Genomic DNA, 25,680 nt, shown 5'->3' on the forward strand with positions numbered 1-25,680 from the left:
CAGCACCTCATGTACCCCGGCGAACGACTCAACGGCTACAGCCACCTGTTCGGCCTGCTGCTCGCACTGCCGGCGGCCGCGCTGCTGCTCGCCAAGACGCTGCCCACGGGCGACCCGGCGCGCATCGCGGGTGGGCTGGTGTTCTCGCTCTCGGCGGTGGCGCTGTACGCGGCCTCCACGCTCTTTCACAGCACGCGCGGCCGCAGCAAGCGCCTGTGGGAGCGCGCCGACCACTGCGCGATCTTTTTGCTCATCGCGGGCACCTACACGCCCTTCGCGCTCGTCACGCTGCAAGGCCCCTGGGGCTGGCTGCTGCTCGCGGCGATCTGGAGCGCCGCGTGCTTCGGCATCTGGCGCGAGCTGAAACCCGCGGCGGCCGACGCGGCGAAGAAGCCTTCGTTGCCGCTGTACATCGGCATGGGCTGGCTCGGCGTGCTGGCCGCCGCGCCGCTGGCGGCCAAGCTGCACGCCACGGGCCTGGCCTGGCTGGTCGCGGGCGGCGTGCTCTACACGGTGGGCACGGTGTTCTATCGCAACCGGCGGGGGTTGCGCCACGCGCACGGCGCCTGGCACCTGTTCGTGCTGGCCGGCACCACGAGCCACTACGTGGCCGTGGGGTGGTTCGTGCTCTGAAGCCTGCGTCTTACAGCGGCTGCAGCTTCGCGGTCTTCATCATCCGCTCGGTCAGTTCCATCTCGCTCGCGAAGCCCTGCACGTAGGCCTCGGTCGTCGACGGGCTCACCTCGCTGCCCAGCTCGGTCAGCGCAGCGATCACCGACGGCTGCTTCAGCGCCTGTCCGAACACCTCGTAGATGCGCGCCGCAATGGCATCGGGCGTGCCCGCCGGCACCGAGACGCCGCCCCACGACGTGAGCTCGACGCCGCGCAGCCCCAGCTCGGCCAGCGTCGGCACCTGCGGCAGGGCCGCGTTGCGCTTGGTGCCGGCCACGCCCAGGGCGCGCAGCTTGCCGCCCTGCACGTGCGGCAGCGCCACCGAGAAGATCGGCATGCCGAAGTTCACCTGGTTGCCCAGCACCGCATTGACGATTTCCGACGCGCCCTTGTACGGCACGTGCGTGGCCTGCACGCCCGCCGCCTGCAGGAACAGCTCCACGCCCAGGTGCGAGGGTGTGCCGACGCCGCCCGAGGCGTAGTCGAGCTTGCCGGGGTTGGCGCGCGCACGCGCCACCAGCTCCTGCAGGGTCTGGATGCCCGAGCCCGCATTCACCACCAGCAGCACGTCGGAGGTGGTCAGCCGCATGATGTGGCGGAAGTCCTTGAGCGCGTCGTAGCCCGGGTTCTGCTGCATGCGCATGTTGGCGGCCATGGGCGCGCTCGAGTAGATCCAGGTGTAGCCGTCGGGCGCGGCGCGCGCGACCTGGCGCGCGCCGATGTTGCCGGCCGCACCGCCCCGGTTCTCGATGACGACCGGCTGCCCCAGCAAGGGGCCAAGCGCTTCCGCGAGGATGCGCGCGCCGTTGTCCGGGCCGGTGCCCGCGAGGTACGGCACGACCCACTTGACCGGGCGGGTCGGCCGCCAGGGGGCAGCGGTTGCACCGGCCGCGCGCGCGATGGCCGGCAGCAGCGCCGAGGCCGCGATCGCGCCGCACAGCGCGCGGCGATTGGCATTGATAGTCATGGTTTGTCTTGTCTCCTGATTGTCTGGTTCGGCCTCAGGCCGCATCGCCGATCAGCTCTCGCGCGATGATGTTCTTCTGGATCTCGCTCGTGCCCGTGAGCACGCGGTACATGCGCAGCATGCGGAACAGGAACTCCACGCGCCGCCCCTGCACGATGCCTTCGCCGCCGTGGATCTGCACCGCCGCGTCGGCCACGCGGAACGCGGCCTCCGAGCAGAACAGCTTGGCCATCGAGGCCTCGGCGCGCGGGTCGCCGCCGGCGTCGATCTGCCGTGCGGTCGACAGCATCAGCGCACGCGCCGCGCACAGCTGCGTCGCCATGTCGGCCAGCGAATGCTGGATCGCCTGGAACTGCGCGATGGCGCGGCCGAACTGGCGGCGCGTGCGCGCGTAGTCGCGCGCGTCCTTCAGCGCCACGGTCGCCAGCCCCACCATGCCCGGGCAGTGCAGCAGCCGGTTGACCGTGATGCGCCCCAGCGCCAGCGCCAGCCCCTTGCCGGGTTCGCCGATGAGGTTCGCGGCCGGCACGCGGCAATCGGTGAGCACGATGTCGCCCGTGGTCGACTGGCCCGCCATGGTCTTGTAGCCCGCCTGCACCTGGACGCCCGGTTGCGTCAGGTCGACGAAGAACGCCGTCACCTCGCGGCGCGCCGGATCGTCCGAGGTGGACGCCATGAGCACCGCGAGATCGGCAAAGGGCGAGCCCGAGATGAAGCGCTTGCGCCCGTTGAGCACATACACGTCGCCCTCGCGCCGCGCCTGCGTCTGCACCGCGCCGGCATCGGAGCCGGCCTCGGCCTCGGTGAGCGCGAAGCAGATCGCCTTCTCGGCCTGCGCCACGGGACGGATGAACTGCGCCATCTGCTCCGGTGTCGCGAACTTGGCCAATGCGCCGACGCGCGGCGGCCCGCTGAGTTCGCCGAACACATGCGGCGCGAGCGGCGAGCCGCTGGCGTAGATCGATTCCTTCACCAGCACATGGTCGAGCAGCGACAGGCCCAGGCCGCCCATCGCCGGTGGCAGCGTCATGCCGTAGAAGCCCATCGCGTGCGAACGGCGCCAGACGTGGCGCAGCGTCTCCCTGTCGGGCCCGTGCTCGTGGTCGATGCCCTTCTCGCGCACCAGGTCGGCCAGTTCGCCGTTCAGGAAGTCGCCGATGCGGGCGATCAGCTCGGCCGCGCGCGGCGAGCCCTCGAAGGGACCGTCGAACAGCGGCGCGCGGATGGCCGAAGCCTCGGTGGGTGCTGCGGAAGGGGTCAGCGTGGTGTCCATGTCGTTCTCTTCGCTCTTGTTCAGTTGACGCGCCGCGCGTGGCCGGCCCAGTACGGCGTCTGGATCGCCTTGCGCGCGACCTTGCCGTTGGCGTTCTTCAGCAGCGACTCGACGAACTCGATGCGGCGCGGCCGCTTGAAGCCCGCCAGCCGCGCGGCGCAGAAGTCGTCGAGCCCGGCCGTGTCGGGCGAGACGCCCGGCTTCAGCACGATGTGCGCGGCCACCGCTTCGCCCCACTTGTCGTCGGGCACGCTGAACACGCAGGCCTCGGCCACCGCCGCGTGCTGGTACAGCACGGCCTCGACCTCCGAGGGGTACACGTTGAAGCCGCCGCTGATGACCATGTCCTTCTTGCGGTCGACGATGTAGATGTAGCCCTCGTCATCGGCGCGCGCGAGGTCGCCCGTGTGGTAACGGCCATCTTTCAGCACCTCGGCCGTGAGTTCGGGCGCGCGCCAGTAGCCGGCGAAGATGTCCTCGCCGCTCACCACGATCTCGCCCACCTCGCCGGGTGCGACCGGCTGGCCTTCGTCGTCGACGATCTCCACCAGCGACTCCAGGAAGGGCCGGCCGCACGAGGCCAGCCGCTCGGGCATGGCGGCGCGTGCGAACAGGTGGTCTTCCACCGAGAGGCCGCACACGCCCGAGGTGGTCTCGCCCGCGCCATAGCCCTGCGACAGCACGGGGCCGAACACGTCCATCGCCTGCATGATCCGCGCGGGCGCCATCGGCGCGGCGCCGTAGCCCAGGCGCTGCAGGTCGGGCAGCGGCCGGTAGCGGCCCTGCAGCTCGGCCAGCAGCATGTTGATCATGGTGGGCACCATGAAGGTGTGGGTCACGCGCTCCTTCTTCATGTCGTCCAGGAAGCGCGCGGGCTCGAAGCCGGTGAACAGGCGGATGGTCGCGCCGCTGCACAGCGCCGGCACGATCTGCATGCCCGAGGCGTGCGTGATCGGCCCCACCAGCCCCAGCAGGTCGCCGGGGCGCAGGCCTTCGCTGCGCGAGAGGAACTTGCGCAGCTGGGCCAGCCGGTTGCCGAAGGTCTGCATCGCAGCCTTGAGCACGCCGCTGGAGCCCGAGGTGTAGTGCAGCACCGCCAGCTCGTCGGCGCGCACGCGCTCGCAGGTGAAGGCGTCGCTCGCGAGTGCCAGCTGGCCTTCGTAGGAGGCAGGCGTGCCTTCGGCCGCGTCGAGCAGCAGCAGCTTCGGGGCCGCGCCCTTCAGGAGCGGCAGGAAGGTCTCGGCGCGCGCGGCGGTGGTGACGATCAGCGCGGCGTCGCTGTTCTCGATGACCTCGGCCACCTCGACCGGCGCGAGCCGCGCGTTCATCGGCGCCTTCACCAGCGCGGCCTTGTAGCAGGCCAGCTCCAGCTCGACGATCTCGACGCAGTTGGGCAGGTACACGCCCACGCGGTCGCCGCGCTGCAGGCCGAGGCCGCGCAGGGCATTGGCCAGGCGGTTGGCGCGCCGGTCGAGCTGTTCGTAGGTGCAGGCGCGCTGCGGGCTGGTCACGGCGATCTGCCGGGCATGCAGGCGGGCGGCACGGGATGCGAGTTCGCCGACGTTGGCGACCTCGGGCGAAAGTGAGGGCAAGTTGTCTCCTTGAGGCCGGTGCCTGTGCACCGTGGGGAGAACTTTCGCAAACAACGCCGTCGCACAACAAATACCGATTGCTGATGCGCAGCCATCACAAAAGATGATGGCCCCGGCGCACGGCACCGCCGTGCGCGATGGCTATGGCTTGCCGTCGCCCAGGAACTGCGCGTCCCAGCGGCCCGAGGCGATCATCGATCGCGCCTCGTCGGCCAGCGCTTGCCTCACGACCTGCGTGGCCGCGTCGGGCACCTTGCCGGCCGGCGTGGCCAGGTGGTAGGTGCGCGCCAGCTCGGGCTCGACGATGCGTGCGATCAACCAGTTCGGCTGATCGCCCGGCCCGTCCGCGAGCGCGCAGGCGGGCGTGACCGTGAAGCCCGCGCCCGCCAGGTAGAGCGAGCGCAGCACGCGCGCCGAGTCGTGCTCATGCACCACGTTGAGTTCCACGCCCACCGCCTCGGCCGCCGCCTCGACGCGCTGGCGGATGCTGAAGCGGCGCGACTGCAGCACCAGCGGCAGGTTCGCCGCGCGCGCGAAAGGCACCGTGGGACGCGCGGGCGCACCCTTCTTCCCGCGCCCGCCCTTCGCACTTTTTCCGAGCAGTGCCGCCACCTCGCCCTTCGCATCGAAGCCGCAGAGGAACATGCCTTCGCGCACGAAGGGGCGCACGTCCAGCCCTTCGACGCTCGGGGTGTCGACCAGCAGGCCGATGTCGGCGCGGCGATCGACCATGGCCTTGCGCACCATCAGGCTCAGGTCGTCGATCACGAACACGCGGATGCGCGGATGCGACTGCTTCAGCCGCGCCAGCACCGGCCCGAGCAGCAGCGAGGCCAGCAGGAACGGCACGGCCACCGTGACCGAGCCCTCGGGCCCGTCGGGCGCGCGCTGCAGCCGTTCGCGCATGGCGGCGGCATCCGACAGCAGGCGCCGCGCGTCCTGGTACAGCTGCAGCCCCGCGGCCGTGGGCGTGACGCCCACGTGCGAGCGGTCGAACAGCTGCGTACCGAGTTCGGCCTCGAGCTTCTTGATCTGCGCGGTCAGCGCGGGCTGCGCCACGTACAGCGACGCGGCCGCGCGCGACAGGCTGCCGGCTTCGAGCACCGCGATGAAATAGCGAAGAGACCTCAGGTCCATGGGGCGGGCAGGAGAAAGATGGGGCCGCCCATTGTGGCCCCGTCGCTGACTCAGCCTGCCAGGGCCTTGACGGCGATGCGCGTGGCCGAGGCGACCACATCGTTGCGGCCCTTCGCGTCCTTGTCGGGGAAGGTCAGGTAGACCGACAACACCAGCGGCGCGCCCGACGGCGGCCACAGCACGCCGACGTCGTTGGTGGAGCCGTACGAACCCGCGCCGGTCTTGTCGCCCACACGCCAGCCTTTGGGCACGCCGGCCAGGAAGCGCTCGGTGCTGGTGGTGTTGCCGAGCAGCCATTCGCGCATCTGCTCGCGCTGCGGCGCGCCGAGCGCATCACCCAGCGCCAGCCGCTGCACGGTGTCGGACATGGCCGCGGGCGTGGTCGTGTCGCGCGGATCGCCGGGGATGGCGGTGTTCAGCTCGGGCTCGGTGCGGTCGAGGCGGAAGGTCGTGTCGCCGATGCGCCGCGCAAAGGCCGTGACGGCGGCCGGCCCGCCCAGCACCTTCAGCAGCAGGTTGGCGGCGGCGTTGTCGCTGTACTGCATGGTGGCGGCGCACATCTCGTTCACGGTCATGCCGGTGGCGAGGTGCTTCTCGGCGACCGGCGAGTGCGACACCAGGTCGCCCTTGCCGACGCTGATGCGGCGCCCGAGCAGGCTGGCGTCGGTCGTGCTGCGTTCGAGCACGGCCGCGGCAAGCACCAGCTTGAAGGTGCTGCACAGCGGAAAGCGCTCATGCGCGCGGTGCTGCAGGCGCGCGCCGCTGCCGGTGTGGAAGCCCGACACGCCCAGGCGCCCGCCGCAGGCGCGCTCGAGTTCGGCGAGCTGCGTTTCGGCGTCCGACTGCGCGCCCTTCTTCGGCCATGCGCTGCAGGCGCCGGCGAGCGGGGTCACGGCGGCGGCGAGCAACAGGGTGCGGCGCTGGATCAGAGGGTTCATGTGCGTGTGTCTTTCTTTTCGCGAGTGGATGGAATGAAAGGCATCGTAGGAGCGCCGCTGCCGCGCTTCCAGCGCCCGGAGCGCGCACGGCGTCCCGGGTGTATCAGGTGTAACGCCATTTCATCATTCAACCTTCGGGTTGAATTTTCTTCGGGACCGATTTATATTCAACTTCATGGTTGAACTTGAAATCGAAGACGAACGGCTCGACGCCGTGTTCCACGCCCTGGCCGACAGCACGCGACGCACCATGCTGCAGCTGCTCGCGCAGGGCGAATGCAGCGTGGGCGAGCTGGGCGCGCCGTTTCGCATGTCTTTCGCGGGCGCCTCCAAGCACGTCAAGACGCTGGAGCGCGCGGGGCTGGTGTCGCGCACCGTGCAGGGCCGCGCGCACGTGTGCCGGCTGGAACCGGCGGCGCTCGCCACGGCCGATGCCTGGCTGCGGGCGTACGAAGTCTTCTGGAACCACCGCCTGGACGCGCTGGCGGATGCGCTGCGGCGCGATGCCGGCGACAGCCGCGTGTGAACGCCTTCTCTCTCTTCACCTACCCAAGGAGCACCGCCCCATGACCACGACCTTGAAGCACAGCCTGGGCACGCAGACCGAGCCCGGCACCCTGCGCATCGAGCGCACCCTGCCCGGCCCCATCGACCGCGTGTGGACCTACCTCGTCGACCCGGAAAAGCGCCGCAGCTGGCTGGCCGGCGGCACCATGGCGCAGGCGCCGGGCGCGGTGTTCGAGCTGCGCTTCCAGCACACCGAGCTGTCGGGCGAGGTCGCGCCCGAGCGCTTCGCGGCCTACCGCGAGACCCACGTGCAGCACTCGCGCGTGCTGCGCATCGAGCCGCCGACCCTGCTGGTCATCAGCTGGGGCAGCGAGCGCGAGGACGCGTCCGAGGTCAGCTTCGAACTGTCGCCGCAGGGTGCGCAAGCGACGCACCTGGTGCTCACGCACCGCCGCCTGCCCGACCGCAAGGAAACGCTGAGCGTGGCCAGCGGCTGGCACGCGCATCTGGGCGTGCTCGACGAGGTGCTGCACGGGCGCGCACCGCAAGGCTTCTGGACGCAGCTGGAGGCTGCCGAGGCAGCCTACGCGACGCACATCCGCTGAAGGGAGTCAGGCCCGGCGGGCGGGCTGCGAAGGCGCGCGGCAGGGCTGCACGCGGACGGCGCGGCTGATCACCTGCCGCTGCTCGCGCGCGCCCTTGAGCAGGCGCTCGGCCGCGACCCTGCCGTGGGGCACCGGCGCGCCCTCGCCCATTTCCGACACGGCCACGAACACCGTCTGCCCGCCTTCGAGCACGGCCTGCGTCTTCGGTTGCGACTTGCCCGCGTACAGCGGCGCATCGTCGATGTAGGCCTCCAGCGAGTGCGCACCCGGCGCCACGCACAGGCGCGTGAAGCCGTTGGGCATCAACGCGGCATGGAACTCGCCGTCGACATACACATGCGCCGCGCCCGTGCTGGGCGTGGACGTGGCGCGGCGGAAGAACACGACCTGCGCCAGCTCGGGCACCACCGCGGGCGCGGGCCGGTACACGGCCCCCTTGCGCGCGGTCGTGGCCGACACCGCGACGGGCACGGCCATGTTCATCGGCTCGGAAGGCGGCGGCATCGGCGGCAGCGGCACGTACGACGTGACCGCGACGGGGCCACAGCCCGCGACCAGCGTGGAGGCGGCAAGCACCCAGCGGCCCGCGCGCAGGCGGGGATGGAAGGAAAGGAATCTGGACAAGGACATGGCGTGCTTCGAGCGCCTTCAAGAAAAAAGGCGGCCATCTGACGAAGAGAAGGAAGAGCGGACCGGCCGGAAAACGGCCAGCGCTCAGGGAACGAAGCACTCTAGGAAAAACCGTCGCGGCAGGCCATCGGACGAATCCGAAAGCGATGCGCGATGGTGTGGGCCCGCGCTGAAAACGCGGGCGCGTCGGCTCAGGCCGCGCGCAGCCGGCGGGCCGCGATGCGCACCGGCATCGACAACAGGATCTGCGCCATGCTCTTGCCCAGCGGGTCGGTGCGCAGCGAGGCCATGCCGCCGCCGCCCAGCGCTGCTTCGCAGACGAAGTTGAAGGCGCCGATGCCAGGCAGCTCGTAACGCGTCACCTCGCCCTCGACCAGGTGCGCCATGTAGGCGCGCACGGCCTGCGCGCTGAGTTGCTCGCGCAGCACCGGCAGGTAGTGCGGTTCGCGCGCGAGGATGCCGATGTTCGAGACGTCGCCCTTGTCGCCGCTGCGGCCATAGGCCAGGCGGATCAGCGGCACTTCGAGCCATTCGTCGTCCGCGTCCGGGTCGGTGGCGTCCGCCTGCGGCGCCACCTCATCGGCCATGGCGACCTCCGCTGCCTGCGCCCTCACCGCCACGGGCCACGACTCGCCCGCCATCTCGACCACGGGCGTGAACAGCGCCTTGTCCACGAGCAGCGGAAACTGCCGGATCGACAACGCCACCGACGGCCGCCCGCCGCCCAGGCCGGTGGTGCCGGGCGCCCACGAGGTGCCGGCCGCCGAGATCTCGCGCGCGAAGAGTTCGAGCGGTGCCTTGTCCGCGTGCGTGACGGCCACGCGCAGCACCGCCTGGCGCGGCGGCTGGGCGGTGGCGTGCGGGCCGTAGCACTGCTCGGCGCCCAGCACGTCGATGTGGGTGGCCGAGAAGTCGGCCCAGCCGCGCTGCGCGAACAGGTCGCGCGTGCGGCGCAGCATCGCCTCGCCGCTGCGCTGCGCCTTGGCGGCGGCGTCGAAGCCGACGATCAGCAGTTCGGCGTTGCAGCGGTAGCCCGCGGCATAGGTCGCCGTGACCTTGTAGCGACCCGAGGGCGCACGTCCTTTCGCGCCCGAGACGCGCACCCGGTCCGCGCCCACGGCCTCGATCTGCGCGGTGCGAAAGTCGCAGGTCACGTCGGGCAGCAGGTAGGCCGCGGGGTCGCCGATCTCGTACAGCAGCTGTTCGCCCACGGTGGCCCGGCTCACCAGCCCGCCGGTGCCGGGCGGCTTGCCGACGACGAAGCTGCCGTCGGCCGCGCATTCGACCACCGGGTAGCCGATGTGGGCCCAGTCGGGCACCTGCTCCCAGTCGGTGTGCAGGCCGCCGGTGGCCTGCGCGCCGCATTCGATGATGTGGCCGGCCAGGCTGCCGCCCGCGAGGCGGTCCCAGTCGTCGTCCGCCCAGCCGAATTCGTGCATCAGCGCGCCGAGCGTGACGGCGCTGTCGACGCAGCGGCCGGTGATGACGATCTGCGCGCCGGCGTCGAGCGCTCGCGCGATCGGCACGGCGCCCAGGTAGGCGTTCGCGCTCACGAGGCGCTCGGGCAGCGGCGAGCCCGTGCCCATGTGGCCGATGCCCTGCGCACGCAGCGCCTCGGCATGCGGCAGCGCGTCGTCGCCGGTGACCACGGCGATGCGCGGCGCGAGCCCCATGCCGGCCGCCAGTTGCGTGAGCGCGGCGGCGCAGGCGCGCGGGTTCACGCCGCCGGCGTTGGCGATCACGCGGATGCCCTGGCGCATCACGTCGGGCAGCACGGCGGCCATGGCGGTGGTGACGAAGTCGGTGGCGTAGCCGGCGTCGGGGTTCTTCAGCTTCGCGCCGGCCAGCAGCGACATCGTGAGTTCGGCGAGGTAGTCGAACACGAGGTAGTCGATGCCGCCGTGCGCCACGAGCTGCGGTGCGCCGGTGCTGCTGTCGCCCCAGAAGCCCGAGGCGCCGCCGATGCGCACGGTCTTCTGCTGCGTGTGGGGCGTGTTCATCGCGCGGCTCATTCGGGCTCGATGCCGGCGGCGCGGATCACGCGGCCCCACTTCTGCGACTCGGCGGCCTGGAACTTCGCGAGCGCCTCGGGCGTGCCGGTGGCGGCCTCGCCGCTGGAGATGGCCTGGTAGGCGACGATGGCCGGCGAGGCCGACACCTTCACCAGCATCTCGTTGAGCTTGCGCGTGACGGCCGCGGGCGCGCCCGGCGGCAGGTAGACCGCCGTCCAGTACGACATGTCGTAGCCCTTCACGCCCGCCTCGGCCACGGTCGGCAGCGCGGGCACGGCGGCCAGGCGCTTGTCGCCGCTCACGGCCAGCGCGCGCAGCTTGCCGCTCTTGACGTGCGGCAGCGCCGTGGGCGCGTCGGCGAACATGAAGTCGACCTGCCCGCCCAGCAGGTCGGTGATGGCCATCGGGTTGCTCTTGTAGGGCACGTTCACCATGTCGATGCCCGCCATCTGCTTGAGCAGCTCGCTCGCCACGCGGCTGGACGAGCTGCCGCTGCCGAAGTTGAGCTTGCCCGGCGACTTCTTCGCCGCCGCCACGAGGTCGGCCACCGACTTGATCGGCGAATCGGCCCCCACCAGCAGCAGCATGTGGCCCTTGGACAGCAGCGCGACGGGCGTGAAGTCCTTCACCGGGTCGTAGGGCAGCTTCTTGTACAGGTGCTCGTTGGCGGCGTGCGTGGTGTTGGTGGTCATCAGCAACGTGTAGCCGTCGGGCGCGGCCTTGGCGACGTACTGCGCGGCCAGGAAGCCACTGGCGCCCGCGCGGTTCTCCACGATCACCGGCACCTTGTACTCGGTGGTCAGGGCCTGCGCGATGCTGCGCGCCTGCTGATCGGTGCCGCTGCCGGCCGCGAAGGGTACGACGACGGTGAGGGGCTTGGCGGGGTAGTCCTGCGCGTGGGCAGGTGCCGCCGCCGCGACCGCGAAGGCCAGGACCGCGCCGAGGCGGAAGATGGAAGTGCGCATGGGTGATGTCTCCGGTGGGATGTAGTTCTTGAAACGGGAAAGGATGCGGTCGCTCAAATGCTGTCGCGCGGCGGCACCGGCGGCGCACCGAGCGCCGCGTTGTGCTCGCCCAGCCGGGGTGCGACCGCGCGGTGCGCGGGTCGCACGCCATCGATGGACATCGGCAGCGCCGTGAGGCGGAAGTCCTCGCCCGGCACGGGCTGCAGCATGCCCAGCGCCTCGACCTGCGGATGCGCGACGGCCTCGGGCACGGTGTGTACCGGCGCGCAAGGCACGCCGGCGGCGGTGAAGCGCGCCATCCAGTCGGCGCGGGTGCGTGCGCGCAGCAGCGGGCCGATCTCGTCGAACAACGCCGCCTTGTGCTGCAACCGCTGGCGGTTGCCGGCAAAGCGCGCGTCGGTAGTCCAGTCGTCGCGCCCGAGTTCGTGCGCGAACTTGGCGAAGAGCCGGTCGTTGCCGCAGCAGATCAGGAGCGGCGCATCGGCGGTGTCGAAAGACTCGTAAGGCACGAAGCCCGGATGGCCCGAGCGGTGGCGCTCGGGCAGCCGGCCTTCGTTGACGTAGGCGTCGGCCTTCTGGCCGGTCCAGACCAGCGCGGTCTCCAGCAGCGAGGTGCTGACCACGCCGCCCCGCCCCGTGAGGTGGCGCCGCTGCAGCAGCGCCAGCGCGCCGATCACGGCCCACATGCCGGTGCCCTGGTCGCAGACCGAGGCGCCGGTGCGCATCGGCGGATCGTCGGGCCCGCCGTTGATGCTCGACAGCCCGCTGAAGGCCTGGATCAGCGGCTCGTAGCCCGGCTGCATGCGCAGCGGACCGGTGTGGCCGAAGGCCGAGATCTCGCAGTAGATGAGCCGCGGATGGCGCGCACACAGCGACGGGCCGTCGATGCCCATCGACTGCGTGACGCCCGGGCGCAGGTTGTGGATGAGGATGTCGGCGCCGGCCGCCAGGGTCTCGAAGGCGGCCATGCCCTCTTCGCTCTTCAGGTCGATGGCGACCGAGCGCTTGCCGCGGTTGAAGACGTGGAAGTTGAGCGCGTCGCCGTGGCGAAACGCCGGGCCCATGTGGCGCGCGTCGTCGCCGCCCTCGACGCGCTCGAGCTTCACGACGTCGGCGCCGAGGTCGGCCAGGATCGCGCCCGCGAAGGGCCCCGCCAGCACCTGTCCGAGCTCGAGCACCCGGATGCCTTCCAGAATTTTGGTGTCCATGTCACGGGGGCGCGTGGGCCCCTTGTCTCCGTGTATCGAATGCGCCAGTCTCGGCGTCGCGCATTGATCTGTGAAGAACAATATTCCTATATCTGTGATAACTTGGATGGATCAATCCACAGCCACCCCGAGGGAGCCGCGTCCGTGCGAGTCGACATCACGCTGCAGCAGCTCGAGGCCTTCGTCGAAGTCGCGAAGACCACCAACTTCCGCGCCGCCGCGCAGGCGCTGCATGTGTCGCAGCCGGCGCTGAGCCGCACGGTGCGCATCGTCGAAGACCTGGTGGGCGCGCGCCTGTTCGACCGCGACACGCGGCACGTCGAGCTCACGCCGGCGGGGCGCGAACTGCTGCCGATCGCGCTGCGCATCCTGGAGAACTTCAACAGCTCGTTCAGCGAGCTGTCGCAGTTCCTCGAAGGCCGCAGCGGCCACCTGACCATTGCGGCGCTGCCCTCGACCGGCGTGGCGCTGCTGCCCGGCGCCATTGCCGAGTTCCGCCAGCAGCATCCGCAGGTGCAGTTCTCGCTGATCGAAGGACCGGCCGATGCGGTGCGCGCCGCAGTGGACGAAGGCCGCGCCGACTTCGGCCTCAGCGTGCGCCCCGGCACGCACGAACCCCTGCTGTACCGCCACCTGCGCGACGACCCCTTCGTGCTGCTGTGCCGGCGTGACGACCCGCTGGCCGCGCGGGCCTCGGTGTCGTGGTCGGTGTTCGCGACGCGCCCCTTCATTGCGAGCAGCTTCCAGAGCAGCATCCGGCCGATCACCGACGCCGCCTTCCTGCAGCGCGGCCTGCAGGTGCAGCCCGCGCTCGAATACCCGAGCGTGGCCGTGGCGGGCGCGCTGGTGGCGGCCGGGCTGGGGCTCACCGCCCTGCCCCGGCTCGCGCTGCAGCTGTCGCAGAACGACGAGCTGGCCACCGTGCCGCTGCAGCGTCCGCTGATGTCACGGCCCATCGGGCTGGTCACGCGCGCGGGGCGCTCGCCCTCGCCCGTGGGCCGCGCCTTCATGGACCTGCTGCACCGTCGGGAATCGTCCCGCAGCTGACCGGCGCGCGGCGGCTGCGGCATGATCGACGCCATGCACAGCACGCCCCCGTATCCCCTGGTCATCGTCAAGGTCGGTGACACCCATGACGCGCTGCGCGAAGGCCGCGGCGACTTCGAGCACTGGATCGCCGACGGCCTCGGCACGCAGACCCTGCCCCTGGTGGTGGTCGACCCGCGCCGCGGCGACACGTTGCCCGCGCCCGGCCAGGTCGCGGGCGTGGTCGTCACCGGCTCGCACGCGATGGTGTCGCACCGCGAGCCCTGGAGCGAAACCACCGCCGCCTGGCTCGCCGAACTGGTCGCGCGCGACACGCCCGTGCTCGGCATCTGCTACGGCCACCAGCTGCTGGCGCACGCGCTCGGCGGCGAGGCCGGCCACCACCCGCAAGGCCCGGAGGTCGGCACGGTCACCGTCACGCTCGACGCGGCCGCCACCGGCGACGCGCTGCTGGGCGACCTGCCCGCGCAGTTCCCGGCGCAGGCGATCCACTGGCAGAGCGCGCTGCGCCTGCCCGAGGGCGCGGTGAAGCTGGCCTACAGCGCGCACGAGCCGGTCCACGCCTTCCGCGTGGGCGCGCAAGCCTGGGGCCTGCAGTTCCACCCCGAGTTCGACGCCCGGACCATGGGCGGCTACATCGACCTGCTGGCCCGCGACCTCGCCGCGGACGGGCTCGACGCCGCGGCGCTGCGCGAAGGCGTGCGCCCCACCGACGCGGCGGCGGGCCTGCTCGGGCGCTTCGCACGGATCGTCGAGGCCAAGGCGCAGCCAGCCGCCTGAGCGCGCCGACGGGGCGCCGACGGGGCGTCGGCGCGCGACTACAAAAAGCGGGCCCCGCTTGGGTTAAGGTGCGGTTCCTTTCGCAGCTTTCCCCGCCTCATGACCACGCCTTCGTCCCCGCCGGCCCGCAAGCACTTCTCGATGATCCGCGGCTTTCACCTGGCCGATGTGTTCACGCTCGGCAACGCGGCCTGCGGCGTCGGGGCGGTTTTCTTCGCGATGGCCTTCATGCGCAGCCAGTCGCTCGCCCACTTCTACTGGGCCGCGGCGCTCGCCCCGGCCGCCTTCATCTTCGACGTGCTCGACGGCCGCATCGCGCGCTGGCGCCAGACCCAGTCGGCGCTCGGGCGCGAACTCGACTCGCTGGCCGACGTGATCTCGTTCGGCGTGCTGCCCGCCGCGCTCGGCTTCGCCGCCGGCCTGGACGGCGGCTGGGACTGCGCGGTGCTGATCTATTTCGTGGGCTGCGGCGTGAGCCGGCTCGCGCGCTACAACGTGACGGCCGAGGCGCTCTCGGCCGGCGCCGACAAGGTGAAGTACTTCGAAGGCACGCCGATCCCGACGAGCGTGGTGCTGGTGGGCGTGCTGGCCTACGCGGCCTCGAAGGGCGCCCTCGGCGCCAACGTGTGGGGCGGCGCCTGGACGCTCGGCCCCTGGCAGCTGCACCCGCTGGTGCTGCTGTTCGCGCTCTCGGGCACGCTGATGATCAGCAAGACCCTGCGCATTCCCAAGTTCTGACAACCCGCCCATCTCACCCACCTGACAAAGGGGACCCCGCATGGCGATGAAGCTGTATTTCGACCCGCGCAGCCGTGCGCAGGTCGCCAAGTGGATGCTCGACGAGGCCGAGGTCGACTACGAGATCGTGCCCACCCTCATCCGGGAGGGCGCCCACAAGCGCCCCGAGTTCCTGAAGATCAACCCGGCCGGCAAGCTGCCCGCGCTGGTCGACGGCCGCACCCGCATCTTCGAGAACGCGGCCATCTGCATGTACATCGCCGAGAAGTACCCCGGCAAGCGCCTGGCGCCGGCGGTGGGCACGCCCGAGCGCGGGCGCTACCTGTCGCTCATGGTCTATTCGACCGCGCAGCTCGAGCCCTCGATGGGCGACAGCCTGCTGAAGATCAAGAGCAACAACAGCGCGCGCGGCTGGACCGATTTCGAGCAGGCCAAGGACGCCGTCGAACGCGAACTCGGCGACGGCCCCTACCTGTTCGGCGCCCAGTTCACGGCCGCCGACGTGATGATCGGCTCGATGCTCATCTGGCACCGCGCCTTCGGCGGGCGCACCAACCGCCCGAAGCTCGACGCCTACATCCACAGGCTGCAGGCACGGCCAAAAGGCATGAAGTTCGGTTGAAGCAAGCGGCAAGGCGTGCCGCGCTGGCGACAGTACGCGGCGGAGGTTCATCCTCTAATCGGTCCCTCTTTTTCGACCCTTTCCCCACCTCACGCCCGCCCCATGACTTCGAACACCTCGCGCTCCCGGTTCTCGTTGACGGCCCTCTCCCTGGGCCTGGTCGCCCTGCTCGGGGCCTGTGCCAGCACGCCGCCGCCCGGCAGCCGCAGCGTGAGCATCGAGCGCACCACCTTCGGCATCGCGCACATCACGGCGCCCGACTACGAAGGCCTGGCCTACGGCACCGCCTACGCGCACGCGCAGGACAACGTCTGCCAGACCGCCGAGCACCTGCTGACGCTGCGCGGCGACCGCGCGCAGTTCCTCGGGGCGCAGAACACCGGAGACTTCGGTCTGGGCCGCATGCCCAACGCACAGATCGACCTGTTCGTGCGCTACCACATGGACGACGCGGCGCTGGCCCGCGCGGCAGCCACCACCAACGACGAGGTGAAGGCCGCGCTGCGCGGCTACGTGGCGGGCTACAACCGCTACCTGCAGGATGCGGGCCCCAATGGCCTGCCCGAGGCCTGCCGCGGCAAGCCCTGGGTGCGCCCGATGACGGCCGCCGATCTGGCGCGCGCCACTGAGCAATCGATGATCCAGGGCGGCCTGGGCGCGCTGGCCGGCGCCGTGCTGGCCGCCGTGCCGCCGGCCCCGGGCGCCAAGACCGGCGCGGCGCCGGTCGCGCTCGAGCAGGCGGTGGCCGAGATCGGCCGCCACAGCTTCAACGCCAACCCCGAGGGCGGCGAGCTGGGCTCCAACGGCTGGGCCTTCGGGCGCAAGGCCACGCCCGACGGCAAGGGCCTGCTGCTGGGCAACCCGCATTTCCCCTGGAACGGCACCAACCGCTTCTGGCAGATGCACCTGACCATTCCCGGCCAGCTCGACGTGATGGGTGCCACCGGCGGCCTGAGCCCGGTGGTGTCGATCGGCTTCAACAAGGACGTGGCCTGGACCCACACCGTGTCGACCGGCAAGCGCTTCACGCTGTACGAACTCAAGCTCGACCCCAACGACCCGACCGTGTACTGGGTCGACGGCCAGCCGAAGAAGATGGTCGCGCGCACCGTCGCACTGCCAGCCGCCGCCACGGCCGGTGGGGCGCCCGTGCAGCACACCTTCTACGCCACCGACTGGGGCCCCGTGGTCTCGCTGCCACGTGCCGGCCTGGGCTGGACCGCCCAGAAGGCCTATGCGATCCGCGACGCCAACACGCTCAACGTGCGCTCGGCCGAGAGCTGGATGAAGATGGGCCGGGCCCGCAACGTCGCCGAGCTGCGCGCCGCCATGGGCAACCAGGGCATCCCGTGGATCAACACCCTGGCGGCCGACCGCGAAGGCAACGCGATGTACGCCGACCTGTCGGTGGTGCCCGACGTGTCGGCCGAGATGCTCAAGGCCTGCGCGCCCTCGCCGGCCGCCGCCGCGCTGCTCAACGCCGCCGGCCTGCCCGTGCTGGACGGCTCGCGCAGCGCCTGCGCCTGGCACCGCGACCCCGGCGCCGCCGCGCCGGGCATCATCGCGCCGGCCCGCATGCCCGTCGTCGTCACGCCGGACTGGGTGCAGAACAGCAACGACAGCTTCTGGCTCAGCAACCCGCGCGTGCCGCCGATGGCCGGCGTGTCGCCGCTGGTCGGCCCCGTCGGCGTGCCGCAGCGGCTGCGCACGCGCAGCGGCATCATGGAAATCGAAGGCCGCCTGGCCGGCACCGACGGCCTGCCGGGCAACCGCATGGGCGCGGCCGAGCTGCGCAGCGTGATCTTCCGCGACAGGAACCTCGCCGGCATGCTGGTGATGGACGACCTGAAGGCCGCGTGCACCGCCACCGGCACCGCGCTGAGCGCCGACCAGGCCCTGGGCTGCCGCGTGCTCTCCGCCTGGGACCGCACCAGCAACGCCGAGTCGAAGGGCGCGGCGCTGTTCCGCGAGTTCTGGCGCAAGGCCAAGGACCTGCCGAAGGTCTGGCGCGTGCCCTTCGACCCGGCGCAGCCCGTAACCACGCCCACCGGCCTGGACATGGCCACGCCCGCCACGCGCGAGGCGGTGTTCAAGGCGCTGGGCGATGCGGTCGGCACCGTGCGCACCGCGGGCTTCGCGGCCGACGTGGCGCTGGGCGTGCCGCAGTCGCGCACCGTGCGCGGCCAGAAGATCGCGCTGCCCGGCGGCGACGAGTTCGAAGGCGTGCTCAACAAGCTCGAATCGCAGGGCCAGCCGCTGATCGACCCGAAGGGCTACGCCATCAACTACGGCAGCAGCTACATGCAGGTCGTGACCTTCGACGCGCGCGGCCCCGTGGCGCAAGGCCTGCTCACCTACGGCCAGAGCAGCGACCCGGCCTCGCCCCGCGCCTACGACCAACTGCCGCTGTTCGCGGCCAAGCAGTGGCATCCGCTGCCCTTCCACCCGGCCGACGTGCAGGCGCAGCGCGAAGGCAAGCCGCTGCAGCTGGCGTACTGAACCATGTCCTCGACCACCGTTCCTTTTCCCGCCCACGCCGCCACAGGCATCGACCTGCTGAACCGCCTGGCCGCCGAGCAGCCGCTCGCCCCGGCCTGCGACCACTTCTACTTCCTGCGCCACGGCCAGACCGGGCGCAACGCGCTGCGCGTCTTCCAGGCGCCCGACGAGCCCCTGAGCGCGCTCGGCGAGCAGCAGGCGGTGCAGGCGGCCGGGCTGCTGGCCGGCGAGCCGATCGGCGCCATCGTGTGCAGCGACGCGCGCCGCGCCTTCGACACCGCCCACACCGTGGCGCGCGCCCTGGGCCTCGTGCCCAGCGCGCACGAGAACCTGCGCGAGCGCAACTTCGGCGCGCTCATCGGCACCTCGTCCGCCAACATCGACTGGGCCTGCGAGCCCGAGGGCGGCGAGACGCTGGCGCAGTTCGTCGACCGCAAGCGCCAGGCGCTGGCCGCCGCGCTCGCCGCGCAGCCCGCGCCGGTGCTGGTGGTGGCGCACGGCGGCACGCTCTACGCGCTGGCCGCGCTGCTGGGCGTGGCGGTCGATGCGAGCATCTTCGGCAACGCACAACCCTTGCGATTCACACGTGCCGGCCCCACATGGGCCGTGACGCCGCTGCAACAGCGGCAAGTCGACGGCGGAGCAGCCCTGGCCTGACCTGGCTCCCGGTTGATCTGTACGCCGTCCTGAAAGGAATCACCACCACCATGGAATTCAAGGACTACTACAGCGCACTGGGCGTCGAACGCACCGCGTCCGACGACGAGGTGCGCAAGGCCTATCGCAAGCTCGCCCGCAAGTACCACCCCGACGTCAGCAAGGAGCCCGACGCCGAGCAGCGCATGCGCGACATCAACGAGGCCAAGGACGTGCTCGGCGACAAGGACAAGCGCGCCGCCTACGACGCGCTGGCCGACCGTGTCGCGCGCGGCGGCCGCCCCGACGGCAGCTTCGAGCCGCCGCCCGGCTGGGACACCGGCTACGAGTTTCACCGCGGCCCGCGCCAGGGCCCGGCCGACCACGCCGACTTCAGCGAATTCTTCTCCTCGATGTTCGGCGACGCCGAGCGCCGTGGTGCCACGCGCCAGAACTACCGCGCGCGCGGCGAAGACCACCATGCGGCCATCGAGATCACGCTCGAAGACGCGCTGAACGGCGCCGAACGCGAGCTCACGCTGCGCGCCCAGTCGCTCGACGCGCAGGGCCGCCCGCAGTGGGAGAACCGCACGCTCAGCGTGAAGATCCCGCCCGGCGTGCACCCCGGCCAGTTCATCCGCCTCGCGGGCCAGGGCATGCCCGGCCACGGCGGCGAGCCGGCCGGCGACCTGTACCTCGAGGTGCGCATCGCGCCGCACAAGCTGTACCGCGTGGAAGAGCGCGACCTGTACATGACGCTGCCCGTCACCCCCGCCGAAGCCGCGCTGGGCGCGCAGGTGCAGGTGCCCACGCCCACCGGCGGCGTGGTCGAGGTCACCGTGCCGCCCAACGCGCGCGGCGGCATGAAGCTGCGGCTCAAGGGTCGCGGCTTCGCGGGCAAGACGCCCGGCGACCTGTACCTGCTGCTCGAGATTGCACTGCCGCCCGCCGACAGCGAGGCCGCGCGCAACGCCTACGCGCAACTCGCGCAGGCGACCTCCTCGTTCAACCCCCGCCAGCACCTGGGAGTCTGAGCATGGCGAACTTTTCTTCCGTGACCACCACCACGGCCATCGGCGTCTCGCACCCGCTGGCCGCGAACGAACTGGCGCACGCCTGCGGCGCCGACACCGCCTGGGTCGTGCAACTGGTCGAAGTGGGCATCGTGCAGGTCACCACGACCGACGCACCGCCCGAGCGCTGGGAGTTCTCCAGCACCGACCTGCAGCACGCCCTCGAAGCGCGCCGGCTCGAACGCGACTTCGGCGTGAACCTGGACGCCGCCGCGCTGATCCTCGACCTGCAGCACGAGGTGCGGCGGCTGAAGGCAGTGCTGCAGGCGCACGGCGTGGGCTGAATCACGCCACGCGCGCGTCGCGGGTCACGCGCGTGCAATGACTGCCAGATCCGCACAGCCGCCCGCTATTTGCGAACAGGATCGGTGAGCCCTCGGCCCTAGATTGCCGCTGCCTGCGGAATTTCGCATGGCAGGCCGGCGCGCAGGCAACCCTTCACACACGCCCGGCCTCCTCACACAGGAGACAAGAAGGCATGACCTCGCACAGGCTGAAGACCGCGCTCGACGCAACGCTGCACCAGACCGTTCACCGCCACGGCGGCGCCCCCGGCGTCGTCGCGATGGCGACCGACCGCACGGGCAATTTCTACGAAGGCGCCGCCGGCACGCGCGAACTCGGGCTCGACCGGCCGATGGCCACCGACAGCGTGTTCGCCATCTTCTCGACCACCAAGGCGATCACGGGCACCTGCGTGATGCAGCTGGTCGAGGAAGGCAAGATTTCGCACACCGACCCGGCCGGCGCCTACGTGCCCGAGATCGACGAACTGCAGGTGCTCGACGGCTTCGACGCCGACGGCCGGCCGCGCACACGCGCGCCGCGCCGGCGCATCACGGTCAACGACCTGATGCTGCACACCTCGGGCCTGGGCTACGAGTTCTTCAGCGAAGACGACCTGAAGTACCGCGCCGCACTGAACATTCCCACGGTGGTGTCGGGCAGCTTCGAATCGATTCGCACCGTGCTGCTGCACGAGCCGGGCGCGGCCTGGACCTACGGCGCCAACATCGACTGGCTGGGCCGCATCGTCGAACGGCAGCGCGGCAAGCGCCTGGGTGAGGTGATGAAGGAGCGCGTCTTCGAGCCGCTGGGCATGCAGGACATCGGCTTCGGCATGTCCGAGTCGATGAAGGCGCGCCGCGTCACCATCCACGACCGCGCAGCCGACGGCCGGCTCACGCCGCTGCCCGAGCTGGTGCTGCCCGAGCCGCCGCCGATGGACATGGGCGGCCACGGCCTGTACGCCACCGTGGGCGAGTACATGAAGTTCATCCGAATGGTGCTGAACGACGGCGCCGGGCCGCACGGCCGCGTGTTGAAGGCCGACACGGTGCAGCGCATGGCGCAGGACGGCCTGGCCGCCATGGACCTGTCGGTGGGCGGCTGGCGCACGTCGGTGCCCGCGCTGAGCAACACGGGCGAGTTCCTGCCCGGCACCGACAAGGGCTGGGCCTACACCTTCATGACCAACCGCGAGCGCGCGCCCACGGGCCGCCCGGCCAACTCGCTGATGTGGGCGGGCCTGGCCAACAGCTTCTTCTGGATCGACCGCGAGAACGGCATCGGCGGCTACTGGGCAACGCAGATCCTGCCGTTCCAGGACTGCGCGAGCTACCCGGGCTTCGTGGCTTTCGAGACCGCGGTTTACCATCACCGCTGAACCGTTGAGCGGTGCGCGCCCCCGGGCGTGCACCTTCTTCTTCCTGAACCGAGGTGCGCGATGGATGCGATCCGCAACGTGCTGGTCACCGACGCCCGCGGGCAGCCGAGCGAGCGCCACCGCCTGGTGGCCTCGCACGACTGGGACGACATCCGGCGCTGGTCGGACCGCATCTACATGCCCTACCGCGTCACGCCCATCGGGCGGGCGCGCACGCCCGATTCGGTGCTCGACGCCACGCGCATCGGGCACTTCACGCTGAGCCGCTTCCACTACGGCATTCCGGTGAACATCAAGGACTTCTCGCCCGACAGCGGCGTCGGCATGGTGCTGACGACCGTGCGCGGCGCGGGCCGCCATTGGTCCGAAGCCAACGCCTATGCCGACACCGGCGTGGGCGACGCCTTCGTGGTCGACACCTCGCGCACGCACTATTGGGTGGACTTCGATGCCAACCACCTGCAGGTGAACCTCAGCTTCTCGCACGACGCGCTGGCCGCGCTGCATGCGCGCTGGTTCGGCGCGCCCGCCGACGAGCGGCTGTGGACGCGCAAGTTCAAGTTCGGCGGCGCCCAGTCGAGCTGGATCGCGCTGCTGTCGTACGCGTGCCGCTGCGTCACCGAGCTGCCCGAGGCGGTCGACACCGGCCCGCTGGGGCGGCACCTCGAAGAGATGATCGGCGTGCACGTGCTGACCCAGTGGCGCGAGCAGCTGGAGCACCCGGCCGAGGCGGTGCAGCACCGCATGGCGCCGCGGCATGTGCTGGCGGCCGAACGCCACATCCGCGAACACGCCCAGCACGCGCCCACGCTCGGCGAACTGGCGAGCGTGGCGGGTGTCAGCGTGCGGACGCTGAACAGCGCCTTTCGCGAATACCGCCAGGCCACCCCGATGCGCGCGCTGCGCGAGCAGCGCCTGCAGGGCGTGCGCGCCGAACTGCTGATGGCCGACGCCGGCGCGACGGTGCGCTCGGTGGCGCAGGCGTGGGGCTACGCCAACTTCGGCCTGTTCGCCGCGGCCTACCAGCAGCGCTTCGGCGAGCTGCCCTCGGCCACGCTGCGTTCACGCAAGACGGGCTGAGCCTTCATCTGATCTTCAGCTTGGAGCGCGCTCGCGCTCCCACAATGCCAAGCGGGCGCGGCACCTCGCCTTGCCTGGAACGCCCGGTCGCCATCGCCACCGGGCAACTCCCCTTCCCTCGATGGCATCTGGCATCGCGTCTGCGCCTGGATGCGACCGATGCCGAGCACCTCTTGAGCGAATGAACAACCCTCGCCCGTCCTTCTTCCCGGCCTGCGCGTCGATCGCGGCCACCTTTGTCCTCACGGCCTGCGCCGCCTCCATCCGGCCGGCCAGCGACGACCCCGACGTCGTGCAGGAGCAGGCCCTGCAGCACTCGCTGTCGCTGAACCACCGCATGACGCTGCAGCGCCGGCTCGACGACGTGGCGATCCCGCTCCTGGAGCACAGCGCGCCGTTCTGCGGCGGCGACGTGCGAGCCAGCCTGGGCGCGCACATCGCCAGCCTGTGGAGCTTCGAGAAGGAAGAACGCGCGGCGGCGAAGCAGACCCTCCACCTGGACGACCGGCTGACCGTGCTGTGGACGCTCGACCGGAAGCAGGCGCCGGCCACGCCGCTGCGCGCCGGGGACGTGCTGCTGTCCGTCGGCGGCAAGCCGCTGCCCGCCGGCAAGAAAGGGATCGATCGGCTCAACGACGTGCTGATCGACGCGGCACGCGCCAAGCCCGCCCGGCGCGAGGGCTGGCTGGAGGCCGTGGTGCAGCGCGAGGGCCAGTCGACGGCGCTGCGCCTGCCCTACACCACGGCGTGCAACTACACCGCCGTCACGCGCATGAAGAACGAGGTCCATGCGGAGAACGATGGGCACGAGATCGTCGTCAACTCGGCGCTGATGCGCTTCTTTCCCGACAACCGCGACCTCGCGATCGTGCTGGGGCACGAGCTGGCCAACGGCGTGCTGTCGCATGGCGGCAAGACCCGCGCGGTGGGCATCGCGGCCGGCATCGTGGATGGCGCGCTGGGCGGCACCGGGCTGGCGCAAGAGGCGCTGTCGTCGCCGTTCTCGCAGCAGTTCGACGCCGAGGCCGACTACCTCGGCCTCTACATGGTGGCCGCGGCGGGCTACGACATCGACGGCGTCGAACGGATCTGGCGCGAGCTCGGGGTGCACACGGCCGGCGCGAAGAAGAAGGGCTTCATGAGCACCCCGCCGAGCTCCGCCAAACGCTTCGTCGCGATGCGGCGCACCATCGCGGAAATCCAGGCCAAGACGAAGAACGGGGCACCGCTGGTGCCCCTGGCGACATCGAAGTCCTGACGCGCCGCGCGTGGGCGCGGGCCGCTACTGCATCTGCTGCAGGTTGCCGATGCGCACCAGCATCTCGGTGAACATCTGCATGTCGGCGTCGAGGTCGGGCACTTCCTTGTATTCCTTGGCGTTGTGCGCCGTGTACTTCTTGCCGGGCATCGCGGGGCCGAAGTTGATGGCGTTGGGCATCAGCTTGGCCGTGGTGCTGCCGGCGGTGGGCACGGGCTTGGCCTCCAGGCCGGTGGTGTCGCCGAAGATGTTGAGCAGGGTCGAGAGCCATGCGCCCTTCGGGTCGCGCGCCATCCAGTTGCCCTGGTCGTAGGCCAGCTCGAGCTTCACCTGGCTGGCCGTGGCCCAGCCGTTGACCTTGGCCGCCACCTGCGCCTTCAGTTCGTCGGGCGTGCGGCCGCGCGGCATGCGCACGTTGGCCGTCACCTCGAGGCGGCCGTCGGCGCCCATGCGCACCAGCGTGGGCGACATCGTGAGCGGGCCCATGAAGTCGTCCTGGTAGCCCAGCCCCATCTTCTCGCCGAGGTAGCCGGTGCCGTAGAGCGCATCGATGTACTGCACGGCGCGCAGGTAGGGGTTGGCGGCCAGCGGCACGCCGGACTCCTTCAGGAACAGCGCCAGGCGCGGCACGGGGTTCACGCCCTCTTCGGGTCGCGAGCCGTGGGCCGAGGTGCCCGTGACTTTCAGCTCGACAGCCTCGGCGCCGCGCGCGATGTCGATCGCGAACTTGCCGCCCTGGCTTTCGTACTTGCGCACGAAGGCGGCCTTGGCGGCCTCGAGCTTCGCGGCCACGGCCGCGAGGTCGCCGCCCTTGAGCGTGGCGGTCGCGGTCTGCGGAATGGCGTTGGCCGAAGCGGCGCCGCTCATCGCGGTGATGGCCGTCGCGGCGGGGTCGGCCGCTTCCGCAGGGAAGAACACCTTGAGCGCGCCCGAGCCCTTCTCGGCCACGACCGCGGGGTACTTGCTGTCGAGCACGATGTTGTAGGCCGGCAGCGGCGTCTTGTCGCGGTAGTACTGCATCGCGTCGCCGCCGGTTTCCTCGGTGGTCTCGATCATCAGGCGCACGCCGCGCTCCACCGGCAGGCCGCTGTCCTTCACGGCCTTCATGGCGTAGAGCACCGCGGCGATGGAGCCCTTGTCGTCGATGGTGCCGCGCCCGTAGAGGAAGTCGCCCACGCGCGTCATCGCGAAGGGGTCCAGGCGCGTGCCGTCGTCGAGCACCCATTCGGACAGCACGGCCGGCACCACGTCGGCGTGCGTGAGGATGCCGAACTCCTCGCTGCCGCGGCCCTTGAGGCTCACCTCGAAGATGCGGCCGTCGACGTTGCGGTAGCCCAGCCCGAAGTCCTTCGCCATCTTCTCGACCAACTGGCCGAACGCGACCATCGGCGGGCTCTCGTGCGGCGGCACCTGCACGTTGCGCACGGTGGGCAAGGCCACCATGGTGCCGATGCTGGCAATCACGGCCTGCTGGTTCTGCAGCCGGTTGTACAGGCCGAGCAGGCGCGCGATGTTGACGAGGTCGTCGCCCGCCAGCGCCTTGCCGCCGGTGTAGGCCGCCACGCTGGGCTGCAGCGCGGGCTGGGCCTGCGCGGCCTGGGCCAGGAAGGCCCTGAAATCGGGCGCCGTGCGGCCGCCCTTCCAGGCGGCGGCGAGCTGGTCGAGCGCGGGCTTCTTGAGGGTCTCGGCACCGGCCGGGACAGCGACGGCGAGCGCCGCGAGGGCCAGCGAAAGCGCCGACAATGAAAAACGAGACTGCTGCATCAGGGTCACCC

At 71.0% G+C, this 25,680-nt stretch carries 24 protein-coding genes; 14 read left to right on the forward strand and 10 right to left on the reverse strand.

The window, feature by feature from the left end; genetic code table 11:
• Window positions 1–9: 9 nt before the first annotated feature.
• Window positions 10–633: a PAQR family membrane homeostasis protein TrhA gene (gene trhA / locus AC07Y4_RS07655; protein ID WP_070059305.1), complete on the forward strand. Its 624-nt coding sequence runs from the start codon at window positions 10–12 to the stop codon at window positions 631–633.
• A 10-nt stretch (window positions 634–643) separates the two neighbouring features.
• Here the strand turns inward: trhA and AC07Y4_RS07660 are convergent, their stop codons facing one another.
• The 5 genes from AC07Y4_RS07660 to bla all read right to left on the reverse strand — a co-directional run bounded on the left by AC07Y4_RS07660 (window position 644) and on the right by bla (window position 6,579).
• Window positions 644–1,639 (reverse strand): tripartite tricarboxylate transporter substrate binding protein, encoded by a 996-nt coding sequence (locus AC07Y4_RS07660; RefSeq protein WP_487847213.1) that lies wholly within the window; start codon window positions 1,637–1,639, stop codon window positions 644–646.
• Window positions 1,640–1,673: 34 nt separating this feature from the next.
• Window positions 1,674–2,912, reverse strand: a complete 1,239-nt coding sequence (locus AC07Y4_RS07665; RefSeq protein WP_487847214.1) for an acyl-CoA dehydrogenase family protein — start codon at window positions 2,910–2,912, stop codon at window positions 1,674–1,676.
• 20 nt (window positions 2,913–2,932) lie between these two features.
• The gene (locus tag AC07Y4_RS07670) at window positions 2,933–4,504 is read right to left on the reverse strand and encodes an AMP-binding protein (protein WP_487847215.1); all 1,572 of its coding nucleotides are present in this window, start codon (window positions 4,502–4,504) and stop codon (window positions 2,933–2,935) included.
• 141 nt (window positions 4,505–4,645) lie between these two features.
• The gene (locus tag AC07Y4_RS07675; protein WP_487847216.1) at window positions 4,646–5,641 is read right to left on the reverse strand and encodes a LysR family transcriptional regulator; all 996 of its coding nucleotides are present in this window, start codon (window positions 5,639–5,641) and stop codon (window positions 4,646–4,648) included.
• A 50-nt stretch (window positions 5,642–5,691) separates the two neighbouring features.
• A complete protein-coding gene (gene bla / locus AC07Y4_RS07680; RefSeq protein ID WP_354347697.1) occupies window positions 5,692–6,579 on the reverse strand; it encodes a class A beta-lactamase in 888 nt (295 codons plus the stop codon).
• Window positions 6,580–6,754: 175 nt separating this feature from the next.
• On the opposite strand from bla, the gene AC07Y4_RS07685 reads away from it, so the two are divergent.
• Window positions 6,755–7,105 carry an ArsR/SmtB family transcription factor gene (locus tag AC07Y4_RS07685; RefSeq protein ID WP_139706362.1) on the forward strand — a complete coding sequence of 117 codons (351 nt, stop codon included), beginning with the start codon at window positions 6,755–6,757 and terminating at the stop codon, window positions 7,103–7,105.
• A 40-nt stretch (window positions 7,106–7,145) separates the two neighbouring features.
• Window positions 7,146–7,691 carry an SRPBCC family protein gene (locus AC07Y4_RS07690; protein WP_095744932.1) on the forward strand — a complete coding sequence of 182 codons (546 nt, stop codon included), beginning with the start codon at window positions 7,146–7,148 and terminating at the stop codon, window positions 7,689–7,691.
• A 6-nt stretch (window positions 7,692–7,697) separates the two neighbouring features.
• Here the strand turns inward: AC07Y4_RS07690 and AC07Y4_RS07695 are convergent, their stop codons facing one another.
• The 4 genes from AC07Y4_RS07695 to AC07Y4_RS07710 form a co-directional block, all read right to left on the reverse strand.
• Window positions 7,698–8,321 carry a hypothetical protein gene (locus AC07Y4_RS07695; RefSeq protein ID WP_487847217.1) on the reverse strand — a complete coding sequence of 208 codons (624 nt, stop codon included), beginning with the start codon at window positions 8,319–8,321 and terminating at the stop codon, window positions 7,698–7,700.
• Window positions 8,322–8,512: 191 nt separating this feature from the next.
• A complete protein-coding gene (locus AC07Y4_RS07700; RefSeq protein ID WP_487847218.1) occupies window positions 8,513–10,321 on the reverse strand; it encodes an acyclic terpene utilization AtuA family protein in 1,809 nt (602 codons plus the stop codon).
• Between the two features lie 8 nt (window positions 10,322–10,329).
• Window positions 10,330–11,298: a Bug family tripartite tricarboxylate transporter substrate binding protein gene (locus AC07Y4_RS07705; RefSeq protein ID WP_487847219.1), complete on the reverse strand. Its 969-nt coding sequence runs from the start codon at window positions 11,296–11,298 to the stop codon at window positions 10,330–10,332.
• 53 nt (window positions 11,299–11,351) lie between these two features.
• Window positions 11,352–12,506: a CaiB/BaiF CoA transferase family protein gene (locus AC07Y4_RS07710; RefSeq protein WP_487847220.1), complete on the reverse strand. Its 1,155-nt coding sequence runs from the start codon at window positions 12,504–12,506 to the stop codon at window positions 11,352–11,354.
• A 144-nt stretch (window positions 12,507–12,650) separates the two neighbouring features.
• Between AC07Y4_RS07710 and AC07Y4_RS07715 the strand changes: the two genes are divergently transcribed.
• The 11 genes from AC07Y4_RS07715 (at window position 12,651) to AC07Y4_RS07765 (ending at window position 23,905) form a co-directional block, all read left to right on the forward strand.
• A complete protein-coding gene (locus tag AC07Y4_RS07715) occupies window positions 12,651–13,553 on the forward strand; it encodes a LysR family transcriptional regulator (protein ID WP_487847221.1) in 903 nt (300 codons plus the stop codon).
• Window positions 13,554–13,586: 33 nt separating this feature from the next.
• On the forward strand, window positions 13,587–14,333 hold the full coding sequence (locus tag AC07Y4_RS07720) for a glutamine amidotransferase (RefSeq protein WP_487847222.1): 747 nt from the start codon (window positions 13,587–13,589) through the stop codon (window positions 14,331–14,333).
• 99 nt (window positions 14,334–14,432) lie between these two features.
• Window positions 14,433–15,071: a CDP-alcohol phosphatidyltransferase family protein gene (locus AC07Y4_RS07725; RefSeq protein WP_062475593.1), complete on the forward strand. Its 639-nt coding sequence runs from the start codon at window positions 14,433–14,435 to the stop codon at window positions 15,069–15,071.
• Between the two features lie 40 nt (window positions 15,072–15,111).
• Entirely contained in the window at window positions 15,112–15,693 is a 582-nt protein-coding gene (locus tag AC07Y4_RS07730; protein WP_095744927.1) for a glutathione S-transferase family protein, read from the forward strand.
• Window positions 15,694–15,795: 102 nt separating this feature from the next.
• Complete coding sequence (locus AC07Y4_RS07735; protein WP_487847223.1) at window positions 15,796–18,192, forward strand: penicillin acylase family protein; 2,397 nt, start codon at window positions 15,796–15,798, stop codon at window positions 18,190–18,192.
• A 3-nt stretch (window positions 18,193–18,195) separates the two neighbouring features.
• On the forward strand, window positions 18,196–18,849 hold the full coding sequence (locus tag AC07Y4_RS07740; protein WP_487847224.1) for a histidine phosphatase family protein: 654 nt from the start codon (window positions 18,196–18,198) through the stop codon (window positions 18,847–18,849).
• Window positions 18,850–18,899: 50 nt separating this feature from the next.
• Window positions 18,900–19,862 carry a DnaJ C-terminal domain-containing protein gene (locus tag AC07Y4_RS07745; RefSeq protein WP_487847225.1) on the forward strand — a complete coding sequence of 321 codons (963 nt, stop codon included), beginning with the start codon at window positions 18,900–18,902 and terminating at the stop codon, window positions 19,860–19,862.
• Window positions 19,863–19,864: 2 nt separating this feature from the next.
• On the forward strand, window positions 19,865–20,185 hold the full coding sequence (locus tag AC07Y4_RS07750) for a chaperone modulator CbpM (RefSeq protein WP_062481866.1): 321 nt from the start codon (window positions 19,865–19,867) through the stop codon (window positions 20,183–20,185).
• Window positions 20,186–20,379: 194 nt separating this feature from the next.
• Window positions 20,380–21,567: a serine hydrolase domain-containing protein gene (locus AC07Y4_RS07755; RefSeq protein ID WP_487847226.1), complete on the forward strand. Its 1,188-nt coding sequence runs from the start codon at window positions 20,380–20,382 to the stop codon at window positions 21,565–21,567.
• A gap of 60 nt (window positions 21,568–21,627) precedes the next feature.
• Window positions 21,628–22,647 (forward strand): AraC family transcriptional regulator, encoded by a 1,020-nt coding sequence (locus AC07Y4_RS07760; protein ID WP_487847227.1) that lies wholly within the window; start codon window positions 21,628–21,630, stop codon window positions 22,645–22,647.
• A 181-nt stretch (window positions 22,648–22,828) separates the two neighbouring features.
• Window positions 22,829–23,905: a M48 family metalloprotease gene (locus AC07Y4_RS07765; RefSeq protein WP_487847228.1), complete on the forward strand. Its 1,077-nt coding sequence runs from the start codon at window positions 22,829–22,831 to the stop codon at window positions 23,903–23,905.
• 24 nt (window positions 23,906–23,929) lie between these two features.
• Here AC07Y4_RS07765 and AC07Y4_RS07770 read toward each other — a convergent pair whose 3' ends face one another.
• Window positions 23,930–25,669: a dipeptidase gene (locus AC07Y4_RS07770; RefSeq protein WP_487847229.1), complete on the reverse strand. Its 1,740-nt coding sequence runs from the start codon at window positions 25,667–25,669 to the stop codon at window positions 23,930–23,932.
• Between the last annotated feature and the right edge of the window lie 11 nt (window positions 25,670–25,680).

The sequence above is a fragment of the Variovorax sp. GW460-12-1-14-LB1 genome, assembly GCF_059423605.1.